Source organism: 'Camptotheca acuminata' phytoplasma (assembly GCF_041276565.1).
In the GTDB taxonomy this organism is placed as follows: domain Bacteria; phylum Bacillota_I; class Bacilli_A; order Acholeplasmatales; family Acholeplasmataceae; genus Phytoplasma.
In genome coordinates, this window is record NZ_JBGGGR010000057.1 from 1 (window position 1) to 21,809 (window position 21,809).

The window sequence follows — 21,809 nt, forward strand, 5'->3', positions numbered from 1 at the left end:
GAAAATTTTAAAAATAAATAATTAAAAATAAATAATTAAAAATAAATAATTAAAAATAAATAATTAAAAATAAATAATTAAAAATAAATAATTAAAAATAAATAATTAAAAATAAATAATTAAAAATAAATAATTAAAAATAAATCAAAGGATTTTTTATAAAATTTTAAAATATGTTATAATATTTAATGAATTTTGTTTTTCTCCAAAAATAAAATTCATTAAATTAAATAAAAAAAATCAATATTAATTTTATTAAAAATTTTAAAAAAATTAATATTAATTTTTTTTCATTTTGAGATATTTTCATTACAAAATAAATTAACTTTTTGTTTTTGTGTCGCAAATCAAAAATAAAAAAGAGGTAAAAATGATTGATTTACATTTACAAAAACTTTTTCTTGAATCTCGTTTATATCCTAAACTCCTCCAAAACAATATTACTCAAATAAAAGAATTAATTTTAAAAAAACCCAAAAAATATGAAAATTCTATTATCTCTGATTTAAAAGAAATATCTGATAAACAAAAAGTTAATTTATGGGGAATTATAATTAAAAAACCTATCGCTGTGAAAAGTTTTTTTAAAAAATCTACTCAAATGTTTGAAGTTTTAGTTGAAAATAATATAACCTTTCGTGTAATTATTTTTCATAATTTTTTTTTTCAAATTTATTAAAATTAAATCAAAAAATATTCATTAAAGGAACATATTATAAGCGTTATAATTCGATCGTCTCTTCTTTTATTTCTTCAAAAAACAATGTCGAAAACACTATTCAACCTGTTTATAAATTAAAAAATATTCCAGATAAAGAAGTTGCCAAATTGATTAAAAAAATTTTTGAATATCCTTCTTTAAGAATAAAAGAAAATTTAGAAACCAATTTTTTGAAAAAATATAATTTAATAAATAGAAAAGAAGCTTTTCGAAATATTCATATCCCTCCTAATGATATAATGCTGAAACAAGCTATTAAAAGATTCAAATACGAAGAGGCTTTTTTTATCATTAAAAAATTATTTCAAGAACAAAAAATAATTCCTAAGGTTCCTTTGAAATTTAATTTAGATTATGTCAGACAAATGATTTCCACGATTCCTTTTCAATTAACAGTCAATCAAAAAAAAATAGTCAATGAAATTTATTTAGATTTTAAAAAAAATTATACTACCCAGAGATTAGTTCAAGGTGATGTTGGTTCTGGGAAAACAATCATAGGTTTCATTGCTGCTTTAGGAATCATTAATTTAAATAAACAAGTTTTAATGATGGCTCCGACAGAAATTTTATCTCAACAACATTATACCAATTTTCAAAAATTTTTTCCCCATATAGAATCTATTTTTATCACTTCTAAAAGTAAAAATAAAAAAACAATTCAGAAATTAATAAAAGAAAATCAGTATAAAATGATTTTTGGAACTCATTTACTGGCTAATATTGATTTTAATGATTTAGGATTAATTATAATCGATGAAAATCATAAATTTGGCACGAATATCCAAAATAAAATTATTTCTCAAAATATCCATTCTGATATTATTTATTTAACAGCGACACCGATTCCGAAAACTTTGGCTATTATTTATTTTGGTTTATTGAGAATTTCTATATTAGAAAAAAAACACCAAAATAAAGATAATATCATTACTAAAACATGTTCTTTTAAAGATGTTATTTCTTTAATTCTAAAAAATCAAGATAAAAACGAACAGACTTATATTGTTGTTCCTGCTATTAAAGATAATAAAAAAACATTTAATATTGAAAATATGAGTGTTTTTTTCAAAGAAAAAAAAATAGAAAATTTCTATGTTTTACATGGGAAACAAAAAACAGAAGAAAAAGATGAAACCATTCAAAAATTTATCAATGATCGAAAAGGGGTTTTGTTAACAACATCTATTATCGAAGTTGGAATTGACATCGCTAACACAACAACAATTATTATTTTAGGAGCGGAATATTTTGGTTTAAGTCAATTACATCAATTAAGAGGTAGAGTGGGTCGAAATAATAAAATTAATTATTGTTTTTTGGTATCCGCTAAAGAAAACGAACGTTTGAATAGTTTACAACATGAAAATGATGGTTTTAATTTAAGCAAAATCGATCTTAAAAATAGAGGTCCTGGAGATTTCACAGGAACCAAACAAAGTGGTTTTTTGAAATATATTTTTTTAAATATATATGAAGATTTTGATATTATAGATAAAATTACCAAAGATTTTGAAAATTTATTCAATTCTAAATAAATAAAGATAGGACATATATTAAATGATTAAATTAGCTGTCGACGCTATGGGTGGAGATCATGGACCAGCAATCACAACCAAAGCTGTTTTTCGTGCTTTAAGAGAAGAGAAAAATTTATCCATCAATCTCTATGGAGATCGAAAACAAATAGAACAGATTATTCAAAAAAATTCTTTATCAAAAGCTTATAATTCTCTACAACAAAGATTAACGATTGTTCATACTCCTTTATTTCTAAAAATGGATATCGAAAATACAAGAGAAGAATTAAGAGATCATCCAGAAAATTCTATGTTTTTAGCTCTTCAAGCGGCCAAAAATAACGAAGTAGACGGAACAGTATCAGCTGGACCTACTCAAGCTTTAGTTTTATCTAGTTTTTTAATCATTAGAACTACCTCTTTCGCTAAAAGAATCGCTTTGGCGCCTATTTTTAATTCTATCAATGATAAAAAGATAATTTTAATAGATGCGGGTGCTAATATCGAAATAGAACCAGAAAATTTACTTAACTTCGCTATTTACGCTACAATCGCTTTTCAAGAATTATTTCAAATCAAAAATCCGATAATTAAACTATTAAATATCGGAATAGAGAAAAATAAAGGAAGAAATTTTGAGAAAAAACTTTATAATTTATTAGAAAAAGATATTAGAATTAATTTTCAAGGTAATGAAGAATCCAAAAATGTTTTAGCTACTGACGCAGATATTTTATTAAGTGATGCCTTTACCTCTAATATGGTTTTAAAAAGTTATGAAGGAGCAATTCAAAATTCTTTTCAAATTGTCAAAAATGTTTTGACTGAAAATTGGTTGAAAAAAATTATTACTAAAATATTTTTCGCTAATAAAATGAAAAAAATAAAAAAAAAATTAGATGCTAAAGAAATGGGAGGAGCTATGTTATTAGGATTAAATAAAATCGTAATCAAAGCACATGGTGATTCCGATGAATATGCTTTTTATAAAGCTATTCTACAGGCTAAAATTTTAATTGAACAAAATTTTATCAATAAAGTTTATAAAAACTTTACATTATCTAAAGGAATAAATGATGAATTATGAATTTAAATAAATTATTCAAAAGATTAAATATCAAACCCCAAAATATTCAAATTTATACCAAAGCTTTAACTCATAGTTCTTACGCTAACGAAAATAATCTCAATAAAAATAAAAATAACGAAAGATTGGAATTTTTAGGAGATTCTATTATTAACTTTTTGATGGCTAATTATTTATATAAAAAAAATAAATATGATGAAGGAATTATGACTAAAAAAAGAGCTCAAGCTGTTTGTGTTAGTTCTTTATTAATTTACGCTCAAGAAATCAAATTAAAAAATTATATTTTATTAGGAAAAGGAGAGAAAAAAAGATTTCATATTAACTATTCTATTATAGCAGACGCCTTTGAAGCTTTATTCGCGGCTATTTATTTAGATTTAGGCTATAAACAAGTAGAAAAAACATTTAATTATGTTGTCTTACCTTGTTTAAATAAAATAATTAATATAATAGATTTCAAAACACAATTACAAGAATTAACCCAAAACAATAAAACAGATATTTATTATAAAATCGTTGAAGAAAAAGGATTAGCACACGAAAAAGAATTTATATCCGAAGTTTACTTAGAAGGTAAATTATTCGGAAAAGGTTCCGGTAAAACTAAAAAATCATCGCAACAAAAAGCAGCAGAAAAAGCATTAAACAAAATTAATAAAGAGAGGATTATACAGAATGTTGAAAACTATTTATGAAGCTGGATATTTGAACATTGAAAAAATTTTAATTAATGAATATAATAAAATGGATTTAACATCGCAAGAATTAATTATTTTATTATGTTTATTTAATTGTTATGAAAATAAAAATTTTTCCTCTGTCTTTTTAGCAGAAAAAACAAATCTCTCTAAAAATGAAGTAGAAAACATTTTAGCGGAATTATTGAAAAAAAATTTCTTCTCTTTGTCTCAAGAAAAACAAGATGACAAAATAATTGAAGTCTTTAATTTAGATAATACTTTTCTTAAAATAGAAGAAATTTATTCTGAAAAAACAAAGAAAATAAAATTAAAAGAAAAAAAAACAAATATCGCAGAAACTATAGAAGAAATTGAAAAATTAAAAAAAAATAATTTAGCGTCGTTTGAATTAGAAATAATCAAAAATTGGTATTTGAATCAAAACTTTTCTCATGAAGACATCATAAAAGCTATCGAACAAGCTGTTGTACATCAACAAAAATCGATTTATTATATAGATAGACTTTTAAATTATAAAAATAATAATATTAAATTTGAAAAAGATAATAAAACCGATCAAATACTTCATAAAATTTTTAGTAAAATTAAATAAGTATTATAACTTAAATAAAGTTTGATTTATGTTATAATAATAATATTGAATCTTAAAAGATTTAATAAAAAATAATTAATTACACAAGAAAGGAATTTTAAAATGCAAAAAGCAGCAAATGAAAAATTTTTGAGTACTAAAAAAGGAAAAATAATAGTTAGTAGTGTTTCAGTTGGTTTAATAGTTATTATCTCTGTAATATTATGGTTTGCTTTGGGTAGAAAATCACTTAAAAGCACTATTGAAAAATTACACAAAGACGCAAATGCAATATCAATTGATGATGCTTATACATCTGATGCAACAAAAGCAGGCACAACATTGACAAGCGTAAAAGGTAAAATTAAAATAGACGAAATTAAAACAGCTATTGATAATTTTAACAAAGGTAAAAAAGACTCAGACAAAATTAAAGCTACTGTTGATACTTTGACAACGGCAATGACTGAATTAGAAACCAAATCTAAAGAAACAGGTTTTACTAAAGATACTTTCGTAAATGCATTAAACAAAGTAAAAGACGAAGCAAAAAAATTAGCAACAGATATCAATACTCAAGCTAAATTAGAAGTAAAATTTGAATAATCAATCATAGCATAAACAAAATTTCAATAATATAAATAAAAAAAAAAAAAAAACATAATTGATTGTTTTTTTTTTTTTTTATTTATATTATTTTTTTTATTTATTTAAAACAGAATGTATAAAATCTTTAAATAAAGGATGAGCTTTTAAAGGTCTAGATAAAAATTCAGGATGAAATTGAACTCCGATAAACCAAATATGATTTTTTAATTCTATAATTTCTGGTAAATTTTCTTTCATATTGATCCCTGAAATAACAAAATTTTCATCTTTGGAAAAAACATCAATAAAATCAGAATTCATTTCATAACGATGTCTGTGTCTTTCGTGAATAATTTCTTTTTGAAAAATTTCATAACTTTTAGTATTCTTTTTTAAATGACAAGGGAATGAACCCAATCTTAAAGTTCCTCCTAAATCATTATCTTTGATTTTTTTAGTTATTACTGGGTTTAAGGCGTCTGGATCAATTTCTGTTGTGTTAGAATCTTTTAATTTTAAAACATTTTGAGCGTATTCAATAACCATCAACTGCATACCTAAACAAATACCGAAAATAGGAATATTATTCTCACGAGCGTATTTAATAGCTTTTAATTTTCCGTTAATAGCTCTAAAACCAAAACCACCCGGGATTAAGATTCCGTCGCATTCATCTAAAATACCAGAAACATTAGAATCATTTAATTCACTGGAATCGATCCATTTAATATCTACTTGAGTATCGTTTTCGACTGATGCATGTTTTAAAGATTCAACGATGGAAAGATAAGAATCATGAACAGAAACATATTTTCCGACTAAACCTATTTTAATTTTTTGTTTTAAATTTTGAGTTTTTTGAATTAAATTTTGCCACGGAGAAATATCTAAAGGAATTAAATTTTTGATTTGAAAATGATCTAAAATAAAATCATCTATTTTTTGATTTGATAAATTAACAATAATTTTATATAAAATATCAACATCAATATTTTCAAAAATAGCTTCTTCTTTAACGTCACACAAAATCGAAATTTTCTTTTTAATTTCAGGTGAAACAACTTTTTCACTTCTTAAAATTAAAATTTGAGGTTGAATCCCTAATGATCTTAATTCTTTAACACTGTGTTGAGTAGGTTTAGTTTTGATTTCATTTGAATTTTTTAAATAAGGAATTAAAGTAGTATGAATATAAAGAGTGTTATTATAACCTAAATCATAACGAATTTGACGAATTGATTCTAAAAAAGGTAAAGATTCGATATCTCCTACAGTACCACCGATTTCGATAATAAAAATATCATAAGAATCGTTTTCGTTTGTCGTTTCTAAAATTCTTTCTTTGATTTCGTTAATAATATGAGGAATTACTTGAATTGTTTGACCTAAATATTCACCTTTTCTTTCTTTACTAATAACATTTTGATAAATTTGGCCTGTTGTGATATTAGATTTTTTAGATAAATTTTCGTCTAAAAATCTTTCGTAATGACCTAAATCTAAATCTGTTTCAGCTCCGTCATTAGTAACAAATACTTCTCCGTGTTGTGTCGGGTTCATAGTTCCGGAATCAACATTGATATAAGGATCTATTTTTTTAATAAAAACTTTTAAACCCCTACTTTTTAAAATTTGTCCTATGGAAGAACTAATAATTCCTTTTCCTAAACCTGAAACTACTCCACCTGTAATAAAAATAAATTTCTTTTTTTTGTTTTTAATATTCATATTCAATTCCTCTCATTTCGAATTAAAAATAAAAATTATTTTATTATTATAAATAAATAAAATAAAATAAAATAATTATAAATTCTTTTTAATCCCTATTTTTTGTCCTAAAGAAACTTTAGTTTCAATATGTTTTTGACTATTTTCTAAAAATTCCTTGTCTATTTGTAATATATTTTTTTTAAATAAAAGAATAATAGTAGAACCGCCAAACGAAAAAAAACCTTTTTCTTGTCCTTTAGTAAAATTCAAAATAGAATAATTATTAATTTTGCTAACTAATAAAGAACCGATTTCTATTTGAACTACTTTATCAAAATTTTTGGTTTCTAAGATATTATATTCTCGACTATTTTCATGAAAAACATTAAAATATTTAAAAGCAATCGGATTGACAGTATGTAATTTTCCTTTAATAGAACAAAAATTTTCTTTGTTTTGGTGTCCGTCATCAATAAATATATATCGATGATAATCAATAGGTCTTAAACGAAAAATTAATAAATCTCCGTTAATATATTCTGAAGCTAATTGACTATTTTTCAAAAGATCTTCTAAATGATAATTCACACCTTTAATAGAAAAAATACTTTTTTCATTAATCGAAAAAAAAGTTATTCGGCCTTCACAAGGGCTAATCAAAACAGATTTTTTTTTACTAAAAAAAACTTTTTTATATTTTCTCACAAAAAAATCATTATAAGACTTAAATTTTTTTTTAGTAAATAAATTTAAGTCTATATTATTTTTTTTGACTATTTTTTTAATATGCATTTTAGAAAAAGGAGATTTTAAATACAAACCAATTATTATACTAACTATTTTAGAAATACAAATTCTTAAAAATAATCTTTTTAAAAAACTTGTTTCTAAATTAGAATATAAAAATTGAAGTTGAATATTAGTATCTTTTTCGTCTTTCACTAAAATACCTCTTGTAACTGTTTGATATTTTAAAAATAAATATACAATTGAATATTCTTTTAAATCAATAATTTAAGTATTAATATAACGGATGCAGATAATAAAAACATAACAACAATTAAATTTTTTAATTTTTTAAATTTAATTTTATCGAAAATAAATAAAAAAGAAAAAATAAACAAACACAATATATATAAAAAAGGGATTGGTTCATTCAATTGAGATTGAGATAATATTTTATTTATTAAAATCACAAAGGGGAAAAACAAAGCGGCACAAGTTACTGGAACGCCAGTGAACATTTGTACATGAGGACGCTCATTTGGTGTCTTTTCTGAATTCAAATATTCTTCTTTTGAAACATTAAAAAAAGCTAATCTAATTAACGCAGTTAAAAGATATGCACCAGCGATAACGTAAAATAATAAATAACACATTCTGTTTTCAGCTAAATAAGGTTTAAATAAACTCCATCCTATCAAAACAGGTAAAAGACCGAAGCTAACAATATCAACTAAAGAATCTATTTGAACTCCATATTTTTTTTCTTTCAATGTTCTTGTTTTTTTGAAATTACTTACTATTCCGTCAAAATAATCACAAATCCCTGCCAACAATAAACAAATAGCTGCGTAATTTAAATTATTAATTCGAGAGGGTTCATTAACAGTAATAAATATACCTAAAAAACCTATCAAAAGATTGGAGTAAGTTAACCAAACAGTATAATCATATATACCTAAAAACATTTTTTTCCTCAACTGTTCAATAAAATATTATTTAATTCAAAAATTATTTTATATTCTTTTTTAGATATTAAAAATATTCCTCATACTCATCATTAACAAATTCGTTTTCTTCAGTATTTGTGTTTTTATCGATGTTATCAAATAATTCTTCTTCTATATTTTCTTCAGGAATATCTAAAACTTCTGAATCTATATTTAAATCTAATTCTTTATCTTCTAATTTAACATCATCTTCATTTTCGTCTTCTGAAATATCTTCATCATTTTTATTTTTGTCTAAATCGAATTCTTTAAAATCTAAAATTTCTTTTCCTTCGTAAATAACATCTTGAGTTTCTGATTCTTCTCCTTTGAGAACGGTGAAATAATCTTGATCCCATAAATGTAAGTTATTAGTTTTAATATTCCATAAATCATGCCCAACAAAAACGAAACGACCACTAGAAACAATATCTAAATATAATTGAATAAATTTATCTTTATCATCAGATTCTATATTTTTCATTTCAAAAACTTTTTTGATTAATTCGTTGATCGACATAGGTTCTTTATTTTGATATAAAATTTGATAAGAAAGATCGACCATAGAATCTAAAACATTAATTTCTTTATTATTTTTTGTCAAAACAAAAATCTCCTTTTTTATAAAACAAATTCAAAACATAAACGAATAATATAAAAAAAGAAAAAACAAAAAATATTTTTTGTTTTTTTTATATTAAAAATCACAATCTTGATAAGCAACTGCTTTTTTTAATAATTTTTGAGAAGCTTTTTCGACTTGTTGCAAAGCATCGTTAAAAGATAATAAAATAGTTTCTTGAATCAAATCTAAATTTTTCAATAATTCTAAATTTTGAATTTGAACATCTACTACTTGTTTTGTTCCTTGCATCACGATCATAATGCCGCCAATTTTAGAAGTAAATTCCTTTAATTCTAATTTTTTTTGTTCTTTAGAGAAATTTTTTTCAATTTTAATCAATTTATCTAAAAATTCCATAATATATAAATTCCTTCTAATAAAAAATTTCTATTTTATCCTTAACAAATATTTGTTTCGCTAATTTTATAAACTGAGATTCTTTTTGGATGATATTCAAAACTGAATTTTGTTCATAAAAATCAGTTTGGAAATGAGATAAATCTAAATCTTTGGGATTTTTAGTTTGCGAAAATTTTAAATAAACGGGTTCTAATATTTTGTCCCAATCATCTTCTAAAACAACTATATACTCGCTAATTAAATTTTTTTTTGCATTAAAAATATTTTTTATTTTTGTTCTAGTTTCGCTATTTAAAAATCGTTTATATTCATTTTTATCTCTACATGATAAAAGAATTTCTTTATTATCATTAATTAATAATAATTTAGAATTAAACAAAATTCTAGCTATTTCAGATAATTCAGAATTAGGATAATTTTTTAATTTAGCCCATCCTTTTTGAAGAAAATTTTTAGATGACTCGTCGTTTGATTTTAAAATATTAATAATATTTGATAAAAATTCTTCTCTAAATGTTGTTTTCGTATCATAATCAATCGTATCTTCAACAAAATTATTTTTAGAAACGTTTGTTTCTGTATTAGTATTTTTATTTTCTTCATTTAAAGAAGAATTGATTATATTTTCTTTATGTAAAATACGATGAATATGAATAAAATTAACAATCAGTAAATTCTTTTTTTCTTTAGATAACAACAAATCATTTTGTAATTTTAACAATTTATCCAAAATTTTTTCTTTTTGTTCAAAATCTAAACTATCAAAAAAAGAAAAATTAGAGCTATTATTTTTTGAAAAATCAATAACTAATTTTTGAAAAAAATTAATGACATCATTTAAAAAATTAACTAAATTGACTTTAGGTAATAAAATGCTTTGTAAAAAAGTAATAAGTTGTAAAATTTCTTTTTGAAACAAATAAGAAAATAATGTTTTTATCTGTTCTTCTGATAATATATTTAAAATATCTTCAATATCTTTGTCTGTAATTCGTCCTTCTGTATAGGAATTCGCTTGATCTAATAAATTTAACGGTTCCCTTAAGCTTCCGTTAGCATAAAAAGAAATTTTACTTAAAGTTTGGTCCGATATAATGATCTTTTCCTCTTCTGCAATAGATTTTAATTTTTTTTGAATATTTTCTTGAGAAATATTATTTAAATAAAAATATTGAGTACGTGAAAAAAAATTTTTAGGAACCTTATTAAATTCACTAGTAATAAAAATAAAAATAACGCTTGAAGGAGGATCTTCTAACACTTTCAATAAAGCATTAAAAGCGTTTGGACTCAAAACATGAATTTCATCAATGATATATATTTTATATTTTAAAAAATTAGGTTTATAAAATAATTTATCTTTTAATTCTCTGATTTCGTCGACGCCGCTATAAGAAGCGCCATCAATTTCGATAATATCTAGATTTTTTTTTTTATCAATAAGTGCACAATTAGGACAATATTCTCGATCATATTCATCACAACAATCTTCATTTTTAGCAAAATGAGAACAATTGATGGATTTAGCTAAAATTTTAGCCAAAGTAGTTTTGCCTACTCCTTTATCGCCACTAAATAAATAACAATGATGAATTTTTTGATGTTTAATAGCGTTTTTTAAAGTTTTAATAATAACATCATGCCCAATTAAATTTTGGAATTTTTTTGGCTTATATTTTCGATATAAAGCTAAATACATATTTTTTATTATTTCGTTCCTTCGGAATATTCAAAAAAAATAATTTATTCCAAAATTCTTTAATAAAAGAATTTTATAATTCGCCATCAACAAATATATTTTACAAGATAATTAGTTTTTAATTGAGATAAAAAATATATTTTCTAATATTTTTAAAAAACTAATTAATTACTTCCAGCAATAGTTAAATCGTCAGCGTAAACATTAGGGCTTCCGAATCCAGAAATTTGAAAAAATAAATCATTATCAATATCTTTAATATTTAATAAAAGTTCAAAAAAATTACCAGAAACAATAAGCATTTTAACAGGAGTAGTTATTTTTCCGTTTTCTATTTGGAAACCGTTAGCTTGTAAGCTAAAATCACCATTAATAGTATTAATTCCAGCGTGTAAACCGATTAAGAAATCGATATAAACACCTTCTTTAATAGGAGAAATCATTTCTTTTAAACTTTTTGTTCCTTCTTTGACGTAACAATTAGTCATTGAAATAGCATTTTTAAAAGAATTTCCTGTTGGTGGAGTATTGAAAATAATTGAAGTTTTCAAATTATGAATGAATTGTTTAAAAATACCTTTTTCTACAATAGTTTTGGTATAACAAGCAACCCCTTCATCATCAAATTGATCTTGAAAAAAAGCTTTTTCAGTTAAAGGATCATCAACAATAGTTATTAACGAGGAAGCTATTTTTTCACCTTCTTTGTCTTTTAATCTAGTTAAATTTCTATAAGCGCTCATACCGCTAAAAATACTACTAAAATTATTTAAAATTTTAGCAAAAATTTCGTTAGAAAAAACAACAGGATAATTACCTTTAGATTCGAGCGATTTAGCTCCTAATCTTTTTTCTCCTAAAGTTAAAAAAGTTTGAGCACAAGCAGGAATATCAAATTCATCAAATGTTTTAAAAGTAAAATATTTAGAAAAAACTTCTGCTTCTTCATTTTTTTCAAAAATACCATCAAAATAAATAGTTGCGTAACTCATTTGAGATTTTAAATCTAAACCTTCAGAATTAATTATTCTTTTTCTAAAATAACTTTCACTATAAGAAATAGTATCAATTTTTTTTAAAAAAGTACTTTTTGATAATTCTTTTTCAGCTTGAAATAATAAATCATATTTATCTTGAATATTAACTGATTTAAAATCAAAATTATATTCTTTAACTTCTGGATAATATTCAGAACCTTTAAAAATAATGTTTTTTTCTTTTAAATTTAAAACTGATATTTGTTTTTTAAGTAATTCTAAAACTTCTTCCATTTTAGTTTCATCTATTTTTTCTAAATACATAGAAGCTTTTTTATCTTGATATAATCCAGTAATAGTCATTGTAGCAAGCGAGCTTTGGACGTTTTCATCAATTTGACCGTCTAATAAACTGACCATCATTTCTTTATTTTCGTGAATTGAAATTTCTAAAGCGGTAAATTGTTTTGCTAAAGCCATTTCGAACCATTTATTATAATTAATTTTATCAATCATTTTTTATTTCCGCCTACAATTATTTTTTGAACTCTGATAGTTGGTTGTCCTAAATCAACAGGAACATAACCTGAAGCAGATCCACAATATCCTTGGCTTAAAGCTAAATCATTAGCCACTCGATCAATATTTAATAAAACTTCTTGACCTTTTCCGATTAACATCATTCCTTTAACTAATTTAGTTAATTTACCATCTTCAATTAAATATCCTGATTTCATCATAAAATTGAATTCTCCTGTAGTTGTCATAACTGTTCCGCCACCAAGATTTTCAGCATAAAGACCATATTTTGTGTCTTTAATGATTTGTTCTGGATCGTCTTTACCAGGAGCGATATAAGTTGAATTCATTCTTGAAGTAGGAGAATATTTATAAGATTCTCTACGTCCAGAACCAGTTGTTTTTGTTTTCATTTTTAAACTATTACGATAATCTACTAAATAATTTTTTAATATTCCGTTTTCAATTAAAAGATTTTTTTGAGTTGGTTGACCTTCATCATCAAAATTTAATTTACCCCAAGCATTAGAAATAGTTCCGTCATCATAAGCAGTGACAATATCAGAAGCTATTTTTTCGTTTAATTTGTTATAAAAAGGTGAAAGACCTCTTGCGATTACAGTCGCTTCTAATGAATGACCACAAGCTTCATGAAAAATAACACCTCCAACACCATTATTAATAACAACAGTCATAACTTGAGGATCGATTGTTTCGGCATCTAATAACATAACAGCTTTTTCAGCTATTTTTTGAGCTTTTTCTTGATAATCAATGATATCAAAAATTTCTAAACCCATCGAGCATCCTTCATTATCAGAAAAGTTTTCCATATCGTCGCCTCTTGTCGCAACAGCTGTTAAACCGCACATAACATAAGAACGAAAATCTTTTTGATAAACTCCTTTAGAATTAGCGATTAAAACATTTTGTTCTTCTTCTGTAAAAGAAACCATACTTTTAGTAATTTTTGAATCATAATTTTTCATAATTTTTGATAAATTAATTATTTTATCAATTTTTTTCTGAACATCCCAACTATCAAATGGAATTAATACGTTATTATTAATTTGTACAGAATCTCTAAGTGAAATTTCCTCTAAAGAACCTGGATTAATTTCTGAACCTGATTGTTCTTGAAGCAAAGATAAAATATTATCGTGATCGACTTTATTTGTGTAAATATAAATTTCTTTTGTTTCTCTCAACAAACGAATTCCGACCCCAAAAATATTTTCTGTAGTCCAAGAAGCTACTTCTTCATCTATAACTTTTAAAGAATTAGTAACTTTATCTTCGAAAAATAATTCTACAAAATCGAACCCTTTTTTTTGTCCTTCTTGTAAAATATTTTTAATTTCTTTTTTATTTAACATAAAACCCCTATATAATAACTTTTTTTTGTTGTCGAAAAATTAATAAAATAATATTTCAAAAAAATCAAATTAAATTTTATTTTATTGCAAAAATAAAATCATTTCTTTGTTTAAAAAACAAAATCAATTATATTATTTTTTAAATTTTCAAAAAACAATTAAAAATTATTTAGATTGAATTTGTAAAAGTTTATTTTCGTAATAAATATTATTTTGGAATTGAATTCTTTTAGCAAAAGGAAAAGCAATTTCAAAAATAGTTTTATTGTGTAAATGTTTGATATTACCAACATTTTTGCCAAAAATATTAAATTTATCTTTTAATAATTTTAAAAATATAGCAGGATTCATTCCATCTTCTTTACCTAAATTAATAGTTAATTCAGCCATCGGTGCCGATGGTCTGGAATAATTATTATTATAATTAGTTTTATTAGCGTAATTGTTTCTATTACTATTATAATTATTTTTTGTTTTATAATATGGATTATTGTTAAATTTGTTATAACTATTCATATTATTTGTTCTATTATTGTTCCATATTGTAGGTTCGACAATAGATTCGTAATTTTTCTTATTTGGCATTACAGATTCTACTAAAGCAGAAATAATTTCTTTAGAATCTAGTTTTTCTAGTAAAACGTCAACTAAAGGATGTAACGTTTTTTGTTTATTTTGATTTTCAGTTACCAAAGAAGCAATTTTGTCTTGAAAGAAATTGTTTTGTTCTTTCTGAACTTCTTCTACTGTAGGAATATTTAAATGAATAATTTTTTCTTTTAAATATTGTTCTAATCTTCTTAATTGATGTATTTTTTTCGGACTAATAAAACTATAAGCAATCCCTGTTTTACCAGCTCTACCTGTTCTTCCGATTCTATGTACATAAACTTCATCTTCATGAGGTAAATCGTAATTAATAATTATTTTAACATCAGAAATATCTATTCCTCTAGCAGCCACATCAGTAGCAACCAAAATCTTAATACTATTTTTTCTGAAATTATTCATAACGTATTTTCTTTGATTTTGTTTTAAATCCCCGTGAATCGCATCTACTAAAAAATCTTTTTCTTGTAAATAATTAAAAATATCATCTACATCTCTTTTTGTATTAGCGAAAATAATAACAGAATCTGAATTTTTTTGATCTAAAAGACGCACTAAAAGTTTATTTTTATCAAAATCTTTTACTAAAAAATAAAATTGTTCGATGGCTTTTACAGCAAGCGAATCTTTTTTCACTTTGATAATTTTAGGTTCTTTTTGATATTTAGTAGCTATTTCTTTAATGAAAGCTGGCATTGTAGCAGAAAATAAAATTGTTTGTCTTTCGGTAGGGATACTAGATAAAATAGTTTCTAAATCATCTTTAAACCCCATTTTTAACATTTCATCAGCTTCATCTAAAGTTAAAATTTTAACTGAAGATAAAACAATTTTTTTTCTATTTAAAAGATCTATCATTCTTCCTGGAGTAGCGATAACGATATGTGGTTTTGTTTCTAAATCTTTAAATTGTTTAATATAGGATTCTCCTCCATAAACAACTATCGCTTTAATAGAACGATTAAATCTTACTAATTTTTTAATTTCTAAAAACACTTGTAAAGCTAATTCTCTTGTAGGACACAAAATTAAAGATTGAATTTTAGCTAATTTAGGATCTATTTTTTCAATTATAGGAATTCCAAAAGAAAAAGTTTTTCCTGTTCCTGTTTGAGATTGTGCTATAACGTCATGACCATTAATAATTTCTGGAATAACCAAAGCTTGAATCGGTGTTGGATGCGCAAAATTCAATTCCTCCAAAGCGTCTTCTGTTTGTTTTAATAAGTTTAAATTTTTAAATAAAATATCCATTATATTTTCCTTTCATAATTATTAAATAAAAATAAAATATTATTTTCATTAAAAACATTTTTTTAATTATGTAGACAATAATCCATAATTCTATTTTTTTATCTATATCAATATATAAATAAAAATCAAAAAAATTCTACAAAAAAATAAATTTTTATTGTTTACGAATAGCGTTTTCGAAATTAAAAATAAAAAAATAAAAAAATAAAAAATATTTTATATTTTTGAAATATTAAATTTATATAAAAAAACTTGTTAAATATTCAAATAAAAAATATCAACACCATAGGAAACAATAAATTTATAATCTTTATTTCTAAGAAAAAAATATCTCTCTTAATTATACAATAATTAATTTATAAAAAAACAAATTATCTAATTATAATTAGAAATTATTTTTTTATAAAAAAATCACATTTAATAAAACCGAAAAAAGTCATAAAATGAAAAATCAATTATATTCAGAAATGAAAAATATTAAGTAAACGAGTTAATAAAGAAAATCCTTCAAAAACTTTAATAGTTTTATTTATTATTTTTTTAAAAATTATATTTATTTTCTTGATAAAATAAAAACTTCATTTCTTAATATCCAATTAAAAAAATAAAAAATAAATAAATGTCAACTGAATTTATCTTTATAAAATATTTCTTTTATTTTTACAAAAAAAAAAAAAAAATACCAATAAAAAGAAATTTAATTTTTTTTATTAGTATTTTAAAAAATATACTGTAAATTAATAATTGATATTATTTTTGTTCTTGCATTAAATGTTCGATTTCTTCAATTTCTTTAGGTATTTCGTTTGTTAAAACGATATTTTTCTCTTTTGTAATTAAAACATCATCTTCAATTCTAATACCTAAATTAAATTCTTCAAAATATAAACCTGGTTCAACAGTAATAACACTATTTTCAGGAATAGGTTCATGAACGAAACCAACATCATGAACATCTAAACCTAAATAATGACCTAAACCATGGTAACAATATTTTTCTATGCTTTCGTTTTCTTTCAAAAAACCATTTTTTACTAATTCAGTCTTTAAAATATTTTTACCATATTGATTCATTTCTTGAAAAGTAAGACCTGGTTTGAGCCAATCAATAATTTTTTTATTAGTATCTAAAACTATATTATAAATGGTTTTTTGAATGGAACTAAATTTACCGCTTACAGGAAAACAACGAGCGACATCAGAACTATATTCTTGATAGTTTACTCCTAAATCTAATAAAACTAAATCATTTAATTTCATCAAACTATTTTTTTTACTATAATGCAAAACAGTAGCGTTTTTACCTGCAGCAACAATATTAGTAAATGAAGAGCGAAGCGAACGATTAGCTAAAAAAAAATCATAAAAAGCAGATATTTGAAACTCATATATATCTGGTTTTAACATCTTCATTAATTCATGAAAAACTTCTTTACTTGTATTAACAGCTTTTTGGATTAATTCAATTTCTTTTTCTGTCTTAATAACTCTTGTTTCTTCAAAAAAATTAACAATATCATAAATACAAATATAAGGATAATTTCGCTTTAACCAATGTGATTTAACCAAAGATAAATGTGTTTTATTAGAATGGGACATAGAAAAATCTAAATAAACATTTTGAATATATTCCAAATCTGTTTTTCTTGAATTATCTAATAAATTACCTAAAAAACCGTCTAAATAATTGATATCTAAACAATTTTCTCTAGGAATAGAAGTTAATTTACTAGCTTTTTCTATATTTAAATTTTCACCATCCCATTTTTGTTTTAATAAACTAGGAGATTCTAAAAACAAAAAAGTTTCTGTTTTTTCATTACCATCTTTAACCATTAATAAAGCAACATTGTTTTCTGATATTCCGGTTAAATAATAAAAATTTTTATTTAATTCAAAATCAGAATTAACAGAAAAATTTTTAGGATTCGAAAATAATAAAACAATACTTTGCTTTTTTATTTTCGAAAACAATAAAACACGATTGTTTATATAAAAATCCAACATGAAAACACCTTATAAAATTTTATTTTTTTTCTCTATGCATAGTATGTTTACGTAAAAAAGGACAATATTTATTGAACTCTAAACGTTTGGGTGTTTTTTTCTTATTTTTATAAGTGTGATAATTTTCTCTACCGCATTCTGTACAAATCAATTTAACTAAATCACTCATCTTAAAAAAACCTTTTTTCGAATTCTTTTTATAAAAAAATCAAATAAATAAATTTAATATAAAAAGATTATTTTTTTGAAACAAAAGGTTTAATATTTTCGTTTTCTAAATCTTCAGGATAATTATAAATAACTTCCCTCATTCTTGGAAATAAAACGCAAATAAAACCTTTTTTGAAATCAATACGAGTCACGACTCCTATTTCTTTTTCATCTTTTACTTTGACTCTTTCGCCGATAATATAAGTATTATTATGCCAAGTCATTATTAAAACCTATTCCTTTTGATATTAAATTCGAAAAATAAAAATTTATTTTTTTATTTTTCGATTAAATTCATGAATTTTTTACCTATTTTGAATACAGGTACATCTTTAGCTGGAATAGTTAAAACTTTATCATTGTTTGGAACTTTGCAAATTCTTTCTTTTCTGTGTTTTAAATGAACTGCTCCTAAATCACCAACGATAACTTTAATCATTTTCGCTTCTGGATCGTTTGCTTTTTTTTCTATTAAACTTTTTGCAACTATTTTATTTAAAGAAGCAAAAAATTTTTCTACTTGATCTTTTTTCATTCCTAAGTCTTCAGATAATTTACTAATTAATTCTAATTTATTCATTCTATAAATCTCCTAATTTTCTAATTTTTAATTTTTATATAAATATTTATAATTTTTAAATTTTATTATATATTTCTTTTTGAGATTTTATTTTATTAACAAAATCTCAAAAAGAAAATACACGATAAAACAAAAATTATAATCCAATTTTAACATAAAAATTATAATATATCAAACGAAATAATACAAAAATACAATAAAATATTTTATTTTATCAAAAATAACTATTATTTTTTAGAGAAAATACTTTCTAAAATTAAAGAAATAGGTTTTTTTTCAAAAATGACTTTATAAGCACTTTCAATAATAGGTAAATTCATTTTATTTTGTAAAGACAAATTATAAAAAACTTTTAAATTATAAATACCTTCGATTATTTGGTTATTTTGTTGTGAAATATCTTCTATTGTTTGTCCTAAAATTATTTTTTGACCCGCTTGATAATTACGCGAATTATTATTAAAAGCAGTAACTATTAAATCTCCGATACCTACTAAACTTAACATAGTATCGAAAGAAACATTAAATAAATTTAAAAAAAGCCTCATTTCAGATATACTAAAAGTAATAAAAGCAGCGCGTGCGTTTGTTCCAAAAGAATCATCATCCAAAATACCACTAATTAAAGCAAAAACATTTTTTAAAGAAACACAAATTTCAAAACCGACGATGTCTTGTGTTTGTGATACGAAAACTTTAAAATAATCTTTATTAGAAAAAAAATTAGCGATTTCAAAAGCGAAATTTTGACACAAAGAAGATATTGTTAAAAAAGTAATTTTTTTATAAATAACCTCTTCTGCATGTGAAGGCCCAAAAAGAGAAGCGTAATTTTTAATTTTGTCTTTATCTATTTCTTCTTGGATAATTTGAAAAATAATTTTGTTGCTTCCGTACTCTATTCCTTTCGAAAGATTAACAAAATTTTTAGATAAATGTAAATTTTTATTAATTTCTTTGAATAAACTTCTCATATTTTGAGCCGGAATACATAAAAAAATATATTCCGAATATGAAAGAGCTTTTTCTAAGCTATTAGTTGCTGTAATTTTTGAAGATAAAGCAACATCGAAAAAAGGATGTTGTCTATTATTTATTTTTTCAATATATTTTAAATTATTATCATAAATCAAAACTTCATGCTCATTATCAGTTAAAACTTGAGCTAAAGTAGAACCCCAAGCGCCACCACCAATAATAGTTAATTTAGCTGCCATCAATTAAACTTCTTTCTATTTAAAATACATTTTTTTACACTTTTTTTTATATTTCTATTAATATTATAATATATCAAAATATTGGAAAGAAACAAAAATGTCAATTTTGTTTTAAAAAATCAAATTATTCTTTCTCAAAAACGAATTTAGAACATTTTATATGGTTTAACTTGTTTTTTTTTTTTTTTATATATAATTTTTTTATAAATATTTTTTTTTGTAAAAAAATAAAAAAGGATATAGAAATAATTTAAACAAAAAATTAAAAAAACCTATTATAATACGCGAGCAGTGTATTAATTGTATTATTAATTATTTTAATCATCTCTTATGGTATGGGTTTATTTGAAACATCTAAAGGTAACATTCAACCAACACAATTAGAAAAAATAGAAACCAATAAAAACGCACAAAATTCTGAAAATATAAAACGGGATATACAAAAAGCCAAAGGAGAGCGTTCGAATATAATTGAATTAATAGAACAAACTGAAAAAGAATTAAAAACAAATAATATCTCGTTTAAAAACCAAATTAAAGTTTTCGAAGAACAAAAAGAAAACAACATTCGACAATATACAAGAAATGCTACAGAAAATGAAAATTTAATGGAACTTGAAGGGATTTATAATGAAGCAAAAAATAATTTAGCCAAAAAAAATATTGAAAAATTAACAAAAGAAAAATAATACAATAAATCAAGAATAGAATTAAAAATTCTTAAAAAAGAAAATACAAAAAATGCTTTAGAATATTTGTTTAAAAATAAAAAAAATGAATTACTTGAATTAGAAAAAAAAGATTTAAATAGTGATATAAAATCAATTTCAAGAGAAGCCGAAATAATGGCTTATAATGAAAAAATTAAAAACAAAGGGAAAGAAATAGTAGAAAAAAAAGACTGAAAAAGAAGAAGATAATAAAAATTTCGATATTCAAGATAAACTTTTGGAAGAAAGTAAAGACAATTTCAAAAAATTAGAAATTGAATATAATAAATTAAAAACACATATAACACAAGATAATACGACTGAACCAGATTATACGCAAATAAAAGAATTAAATAATAAAATAAAAAGTAATTTAAATTCCGAAATAATAAAACAAGAAACAGGTGTTTCCACAACGTTTGATTTAGAAGAATAAAAATAAAAGAAATTCACGAAAGTTTTGAAAATGTTCATGATAAAAAAATACGTCTATATATTATTTTTATTTATATTTTTTACAACATTATTATTCTTTTACGAATTTATTTCAATACATTCTGTTAAGAGGGAAAAAAGAAAATCCTTACAAAATTATTAATAATATTTCTAATTTTTCTGAAATAAATATTCAAGATATTTCTGATTCTCTTTTAAGCAACGGGTCTTATAAAAAAATAATATGTAAAGATAGTTCATCTGATCAAATTTTTTATTGTAAAATGGATAATTTAATTTATATCAGATTTTTAGAAAAAATAGACGAAGAAATAAAAAATCACGGAAAAATTATAAATGTAAATTATAAACTTCAATTTAATATTTTCACTTTATTTATTAATTTGTTAGGTGGTTTATCTTCAGTTATTTTCATGATTTATATTTATATTTCTTTAAAACAAGAAAAAATTTCTTTCAAAAAAAATCCAAAATTTCTTCTAAACAAAAATCTCTTTTTACTTTAAAAGATGTCGCCGGAAACAAAGAAGAAAAAGAAGAGATGAAAGAATTAATTGATTTCTTAAACAATCCACACAAATATCAAAAAATGGGAGC

Annotated in this window: 24 protein-coding genes; 10 read left to right on the forward strand and 14 right to left on the reverse strand. The window is 22.8% G+C overall.

Annotated elements, in window-relative coordinates:
• Positions 1 to 370 precede the first annotated feature (370 nt).
• From AB6A63_RS03050 to AB6A63_RS03075, 6 genes are all read left to right on the forward strand, one after another.
• Positions 371 to 679 (forward strand): hypothetical protein, encoded by a 309-nt coding sequence (locus tag AB6A63_RS03050; protein WP_370431202.1) that lies wholly within the window; start codon positions 371 to 373, stop codon positions 677 to 679.
• A 149-nt stretch (positions 680 to 828) separates the two neighbouring features.
• Entirely contained in the window at positions 829 to 2,259 is a 1,431-nt protein-coding gene (locus AB6A63_RS03055; RefSeq protein ID WP_370431203.1) for a DEAD/DEAH box helicase, read from the forward strand.
• Positions 2,260 to 2,281: 22 nt separating this feature from the next.
• On the forward strand, positions 2,282 to 3,328 hold the full coding sequence (gene plsX, locus AB6A63_RS03060) for a phosphate acyltransferase PlsX (protein WP_370431204.1): 1,047 nt from the start codon (positions 2,282 to 2,284) through the stop codon (positions 3,326 to 3,328).
• Positions 3,325 to 4,026, forward strand: coding sequence for a ribonuclease III (gene rnc, locus AB6A63_RS03065; protein ID WP_370431205.1), 702 nt, complete (start codon positions 3,325 to 3,327; stop codon positions 4,024 to 4,026). Before plsX ends, rnc begins: the two co-directional genes overlap by 4 nt.
• Complete coding sequence (locus AB6A63_RS03070) at positions 4,007 to 4,624, forward strand: DnaD domain protein (protein ID WP_370431206.1); 618 nt, start codon at positions 4,007 to 4,009, stop codon at positions 4,622 to 4,624. The genes rnc and AB6A63_RS03070 overlap by 20 nt, the downstream gene beginning before the upstream one ends.
• Positions 4,625 to 4,726: 102 nt before the next feature.
• Positions 4,727 to 5,209, forward strand: coding sequence for a hypothetical protein (locus AB6A63_RS03075; protein ID WP_370431207.1), 483 nt, complete (start codon positions 4,727 to 4,729; stop codon positions 5,207 to 5,209).
• Between the two features lie 96 nt (positions 5,210 to 5,305).
• Here the strand turns inward: AB6A63_RS03075 and AB6A63_RS03080 are convergent, their stop codons facing one another.
• From AB6A63_RS03080 to AB6A63_RS03145, 14 genes are all read right to left on the reverse strand, one after another.
• Positions 5,306 to 6,919 (reverse strand): CTP synthase, encoded by a 1,614-nt coding sequence (locus tag AB6A63_RS03080; RefSeq protein WP_370431208.1) that lies wholly within the window; start codon positions 6,917 to 6,919, stop codon positions 5,306 to 5,308.
• 75 nt (positions 6,920 to 6,994) lie between these two features.
• A complete protein-coding gene (locus tag AB6A63_RS03085) occupies positions 6,995 to 7,843 on the reverse strand; it encodes a phosphatidylserine decarboxylase (protein ID WP_370431209.1) in 849 nt (282 codons plus the stop codon).
• 59 nt (positions 7,844 to 7,902) lie between these two features.
• Entirely contained in the window at positions 7,903 to 8,592 is a 690-nt protein-coding gene (locus tag AB6A63_RS03090; RefSeq protein WP_370431210.1) for a CDP-alcohol phosphatidyltransferase family protein, read from the reverse strand.
• A 67-nt stretch (positions 8,593 to 8,659) separates the two neighbouring features.
• The gene (gene rpoE / locus AB6A63_RS03095) at positions 8,660 to 9,217 is read right to left on the reverse strand and encodes a DNA-directed RNA polymerase subunit delta (protein ID WP_370431211.1); all 558 of its coding nucleotides are present in this window, start codon (positions 9,215 to 9,217) and stop codon (positions 8,660 to 8,662) included.
• A 93-nt stretch (positions 9,218 to 9,310) separates the two neighbouring features.
• A complete protein-coding gene (locus AB6A63_RS03100) occupies positions 9,311 to 9,595 on the reverse strand; it encodes a YbaB/EbfC family nucleoid-associated protein (protein ID WP_370431212.1) in 285 nt (94 codons plus the stop codon).
• 16 nt (positions 9,596 to 9,611) lie between these two features.
• Entirely contained in the window at positions 9,612 to 11,297 is a 1,686-nt protein-coding gene (dnaX, locus tag AB6A63_RS03105) for a DNA polymerase III subunit gamma/tau (RefSeq protein ID WP_370431213.1), read from the reverse strand.
• A gap of 164 nt (positions 11,298 to 11,461) precedes the next feature.
• A complete protein-coding gene (locus tag AB6A63_RS03110) occupies positions 11,462 to 12,790 on the reverse strand; it encodes a TldD/PmbA family protein (protein ID WP_370431214.1) in 1,329 nt (442 codons plus the stop codon).
• Positions 12,787 to 14,169, reverse strand: a complete 1,383-nt coding sequence (locus AB6A63_RS03115; protein ID WP_370431215.1) for a TldD/PmbA family protein — start codon at positions 14,167 to 14,169, stop codon at positions 12,787 to 12,789. The genes AB6A63_RS03110 and AB6A63_RS03115 overlap by 4 nt, the downstream gene beginning before the upstream one ends.
• Before the next feature lie 165 nt (positions 14,170 to 14,334).
• Complete coding sequence (locus AB6A63_RS03120; protein ID WP_370431216.1) at positions 14,335 to 16,032, reverse strand: DEAD/DEAH box helicase; 1,698 nt, start codon at positions 16,030 to 16,032, stop codon at positions 14,335 to 14,337.
• A 750-nt stretch (positions 16,033 to 16,782) separates the two neighbouring features.
• Complete coding sequence (locus AB6A63_RS03125) at positions 16,783 to 18,039, reverse strand: aminopeptidase P N-terminal domain-containing protein (protein ID WP_370431217.1); 1,257 nt, start codon at positions 18,037 to 18,039, stop codon at positions 16,783 to 16,785.
• Between the two features lie 19 nt (positions 18,040 to 18,058).
• Positions 18,059 to 18,208, reverse strand: a complete 150-nt coding sequence (gene rpmG / locus AB6A63_RS03130; RefSeq protein ID WP_370431218.1) for a 50S ribosomal protein L33 — start codon at positions 18,206 to 18,208, stop codon at positions 18,059 to 18,061.
• 67 nt (positions 18,209 to 18,275) lie between these two features.
• Positions 18,276 to 18,473: a hypothetical protein gene (locus AB6A63_RS03135; RefSeq protein WP_370431219.1), complete on the reverse strand. Its 198-nt coding sequence runs from the start codon at positions 18,471 to 18,473 to the stop codon at positions 18,276 to 18,278.
• Positions 18,474 to 18,526: 53 nt separating this feature from the next.
• The gene (locus AB6A63_RS03140) at positions 18,527 to 18,829 is read right to left on the reverse strand and encodes an HU family DNA-binding protein (protein WP_370431220.1); all 303 of its coding nucleotides are present in this window, start codon (positions 18,827 to 18,829) and stop codon (positions 18,527 to 18,529) included.
• A 227-nt stretch (positions 18,830 to 19,056) separates the two neighbouring features.
• Entirely contained in the window at positions 19,057 to 20,046 is a 990-nt protein-coding gene (locus AB6A63_RS03145; RefSeq protein ID WP_370431221.1) for an NAD(P)H-dependent glycerol-3-phosphate dehydrogenase, read from the reverse strand.
• Between the two features lie 335 nt (positions 20,047 to 20,381).
• Here AB6A63_RS03145 and AB6A63_RS03150 point away from each other — a divergent pair, with 335 nt between their 5' ends.
• The 4 genes from AB6A63_RS03150 to AB6A63_RS03165 all read left to right on the forward strand — a co-directional run bounded on the left by AB6A63_RS03150 (position 20,382) and on the right by AB6A63_RS03165 (position 21,718).
• A complete protein-coding gene (locus AB6A63_RS03150) occupies positions 20,382 to 20,735 on the forward strand; it encodes a hypothetical protein (protein ID WP_370431222.1) in 354 nt (117 codons plus the stop codon).
• Positions 20,736 to 20,801: 66 nt separating this feature from the next.
• Positions 20,802 to 20,951: a hypothetical protein gene (locus AB6A63_RS03155; RefSeq protein WP_370431223.1), complete on the forward strand. Its 150-nt coding sequence runs from the start codon at positions 20,802 to 20,804 to the stop codon at positions 20,949 to 20,951.
• Positions 20,952 to 20,994: 43 nt separating this feature from the next.
• Positions 20,995 to 21,192, forward strand: a complete 198-nt coding sequence (locus AB6A63_RS03160; protein WP_370431224.1) for a hypothetical protein — start codon at positions 20,995 to 20,997, stop codon at positions 21,190 to 21,192.
• Between the two features lie 283 nt (positions 21,193 to 21,475).
• Complete coding sequence (locus tag AB6A63_RS03165) at positions 21,476 to 21,718, forward strand: hypothetical protein (protein WP_370431225.1); 243 nt, start codon at positions 21,476 to 21,478, stop codon at positions 21,716 to 21,718.
• Positions 21,719 to 21,809 lie beyond the last annotated feature (91 nt).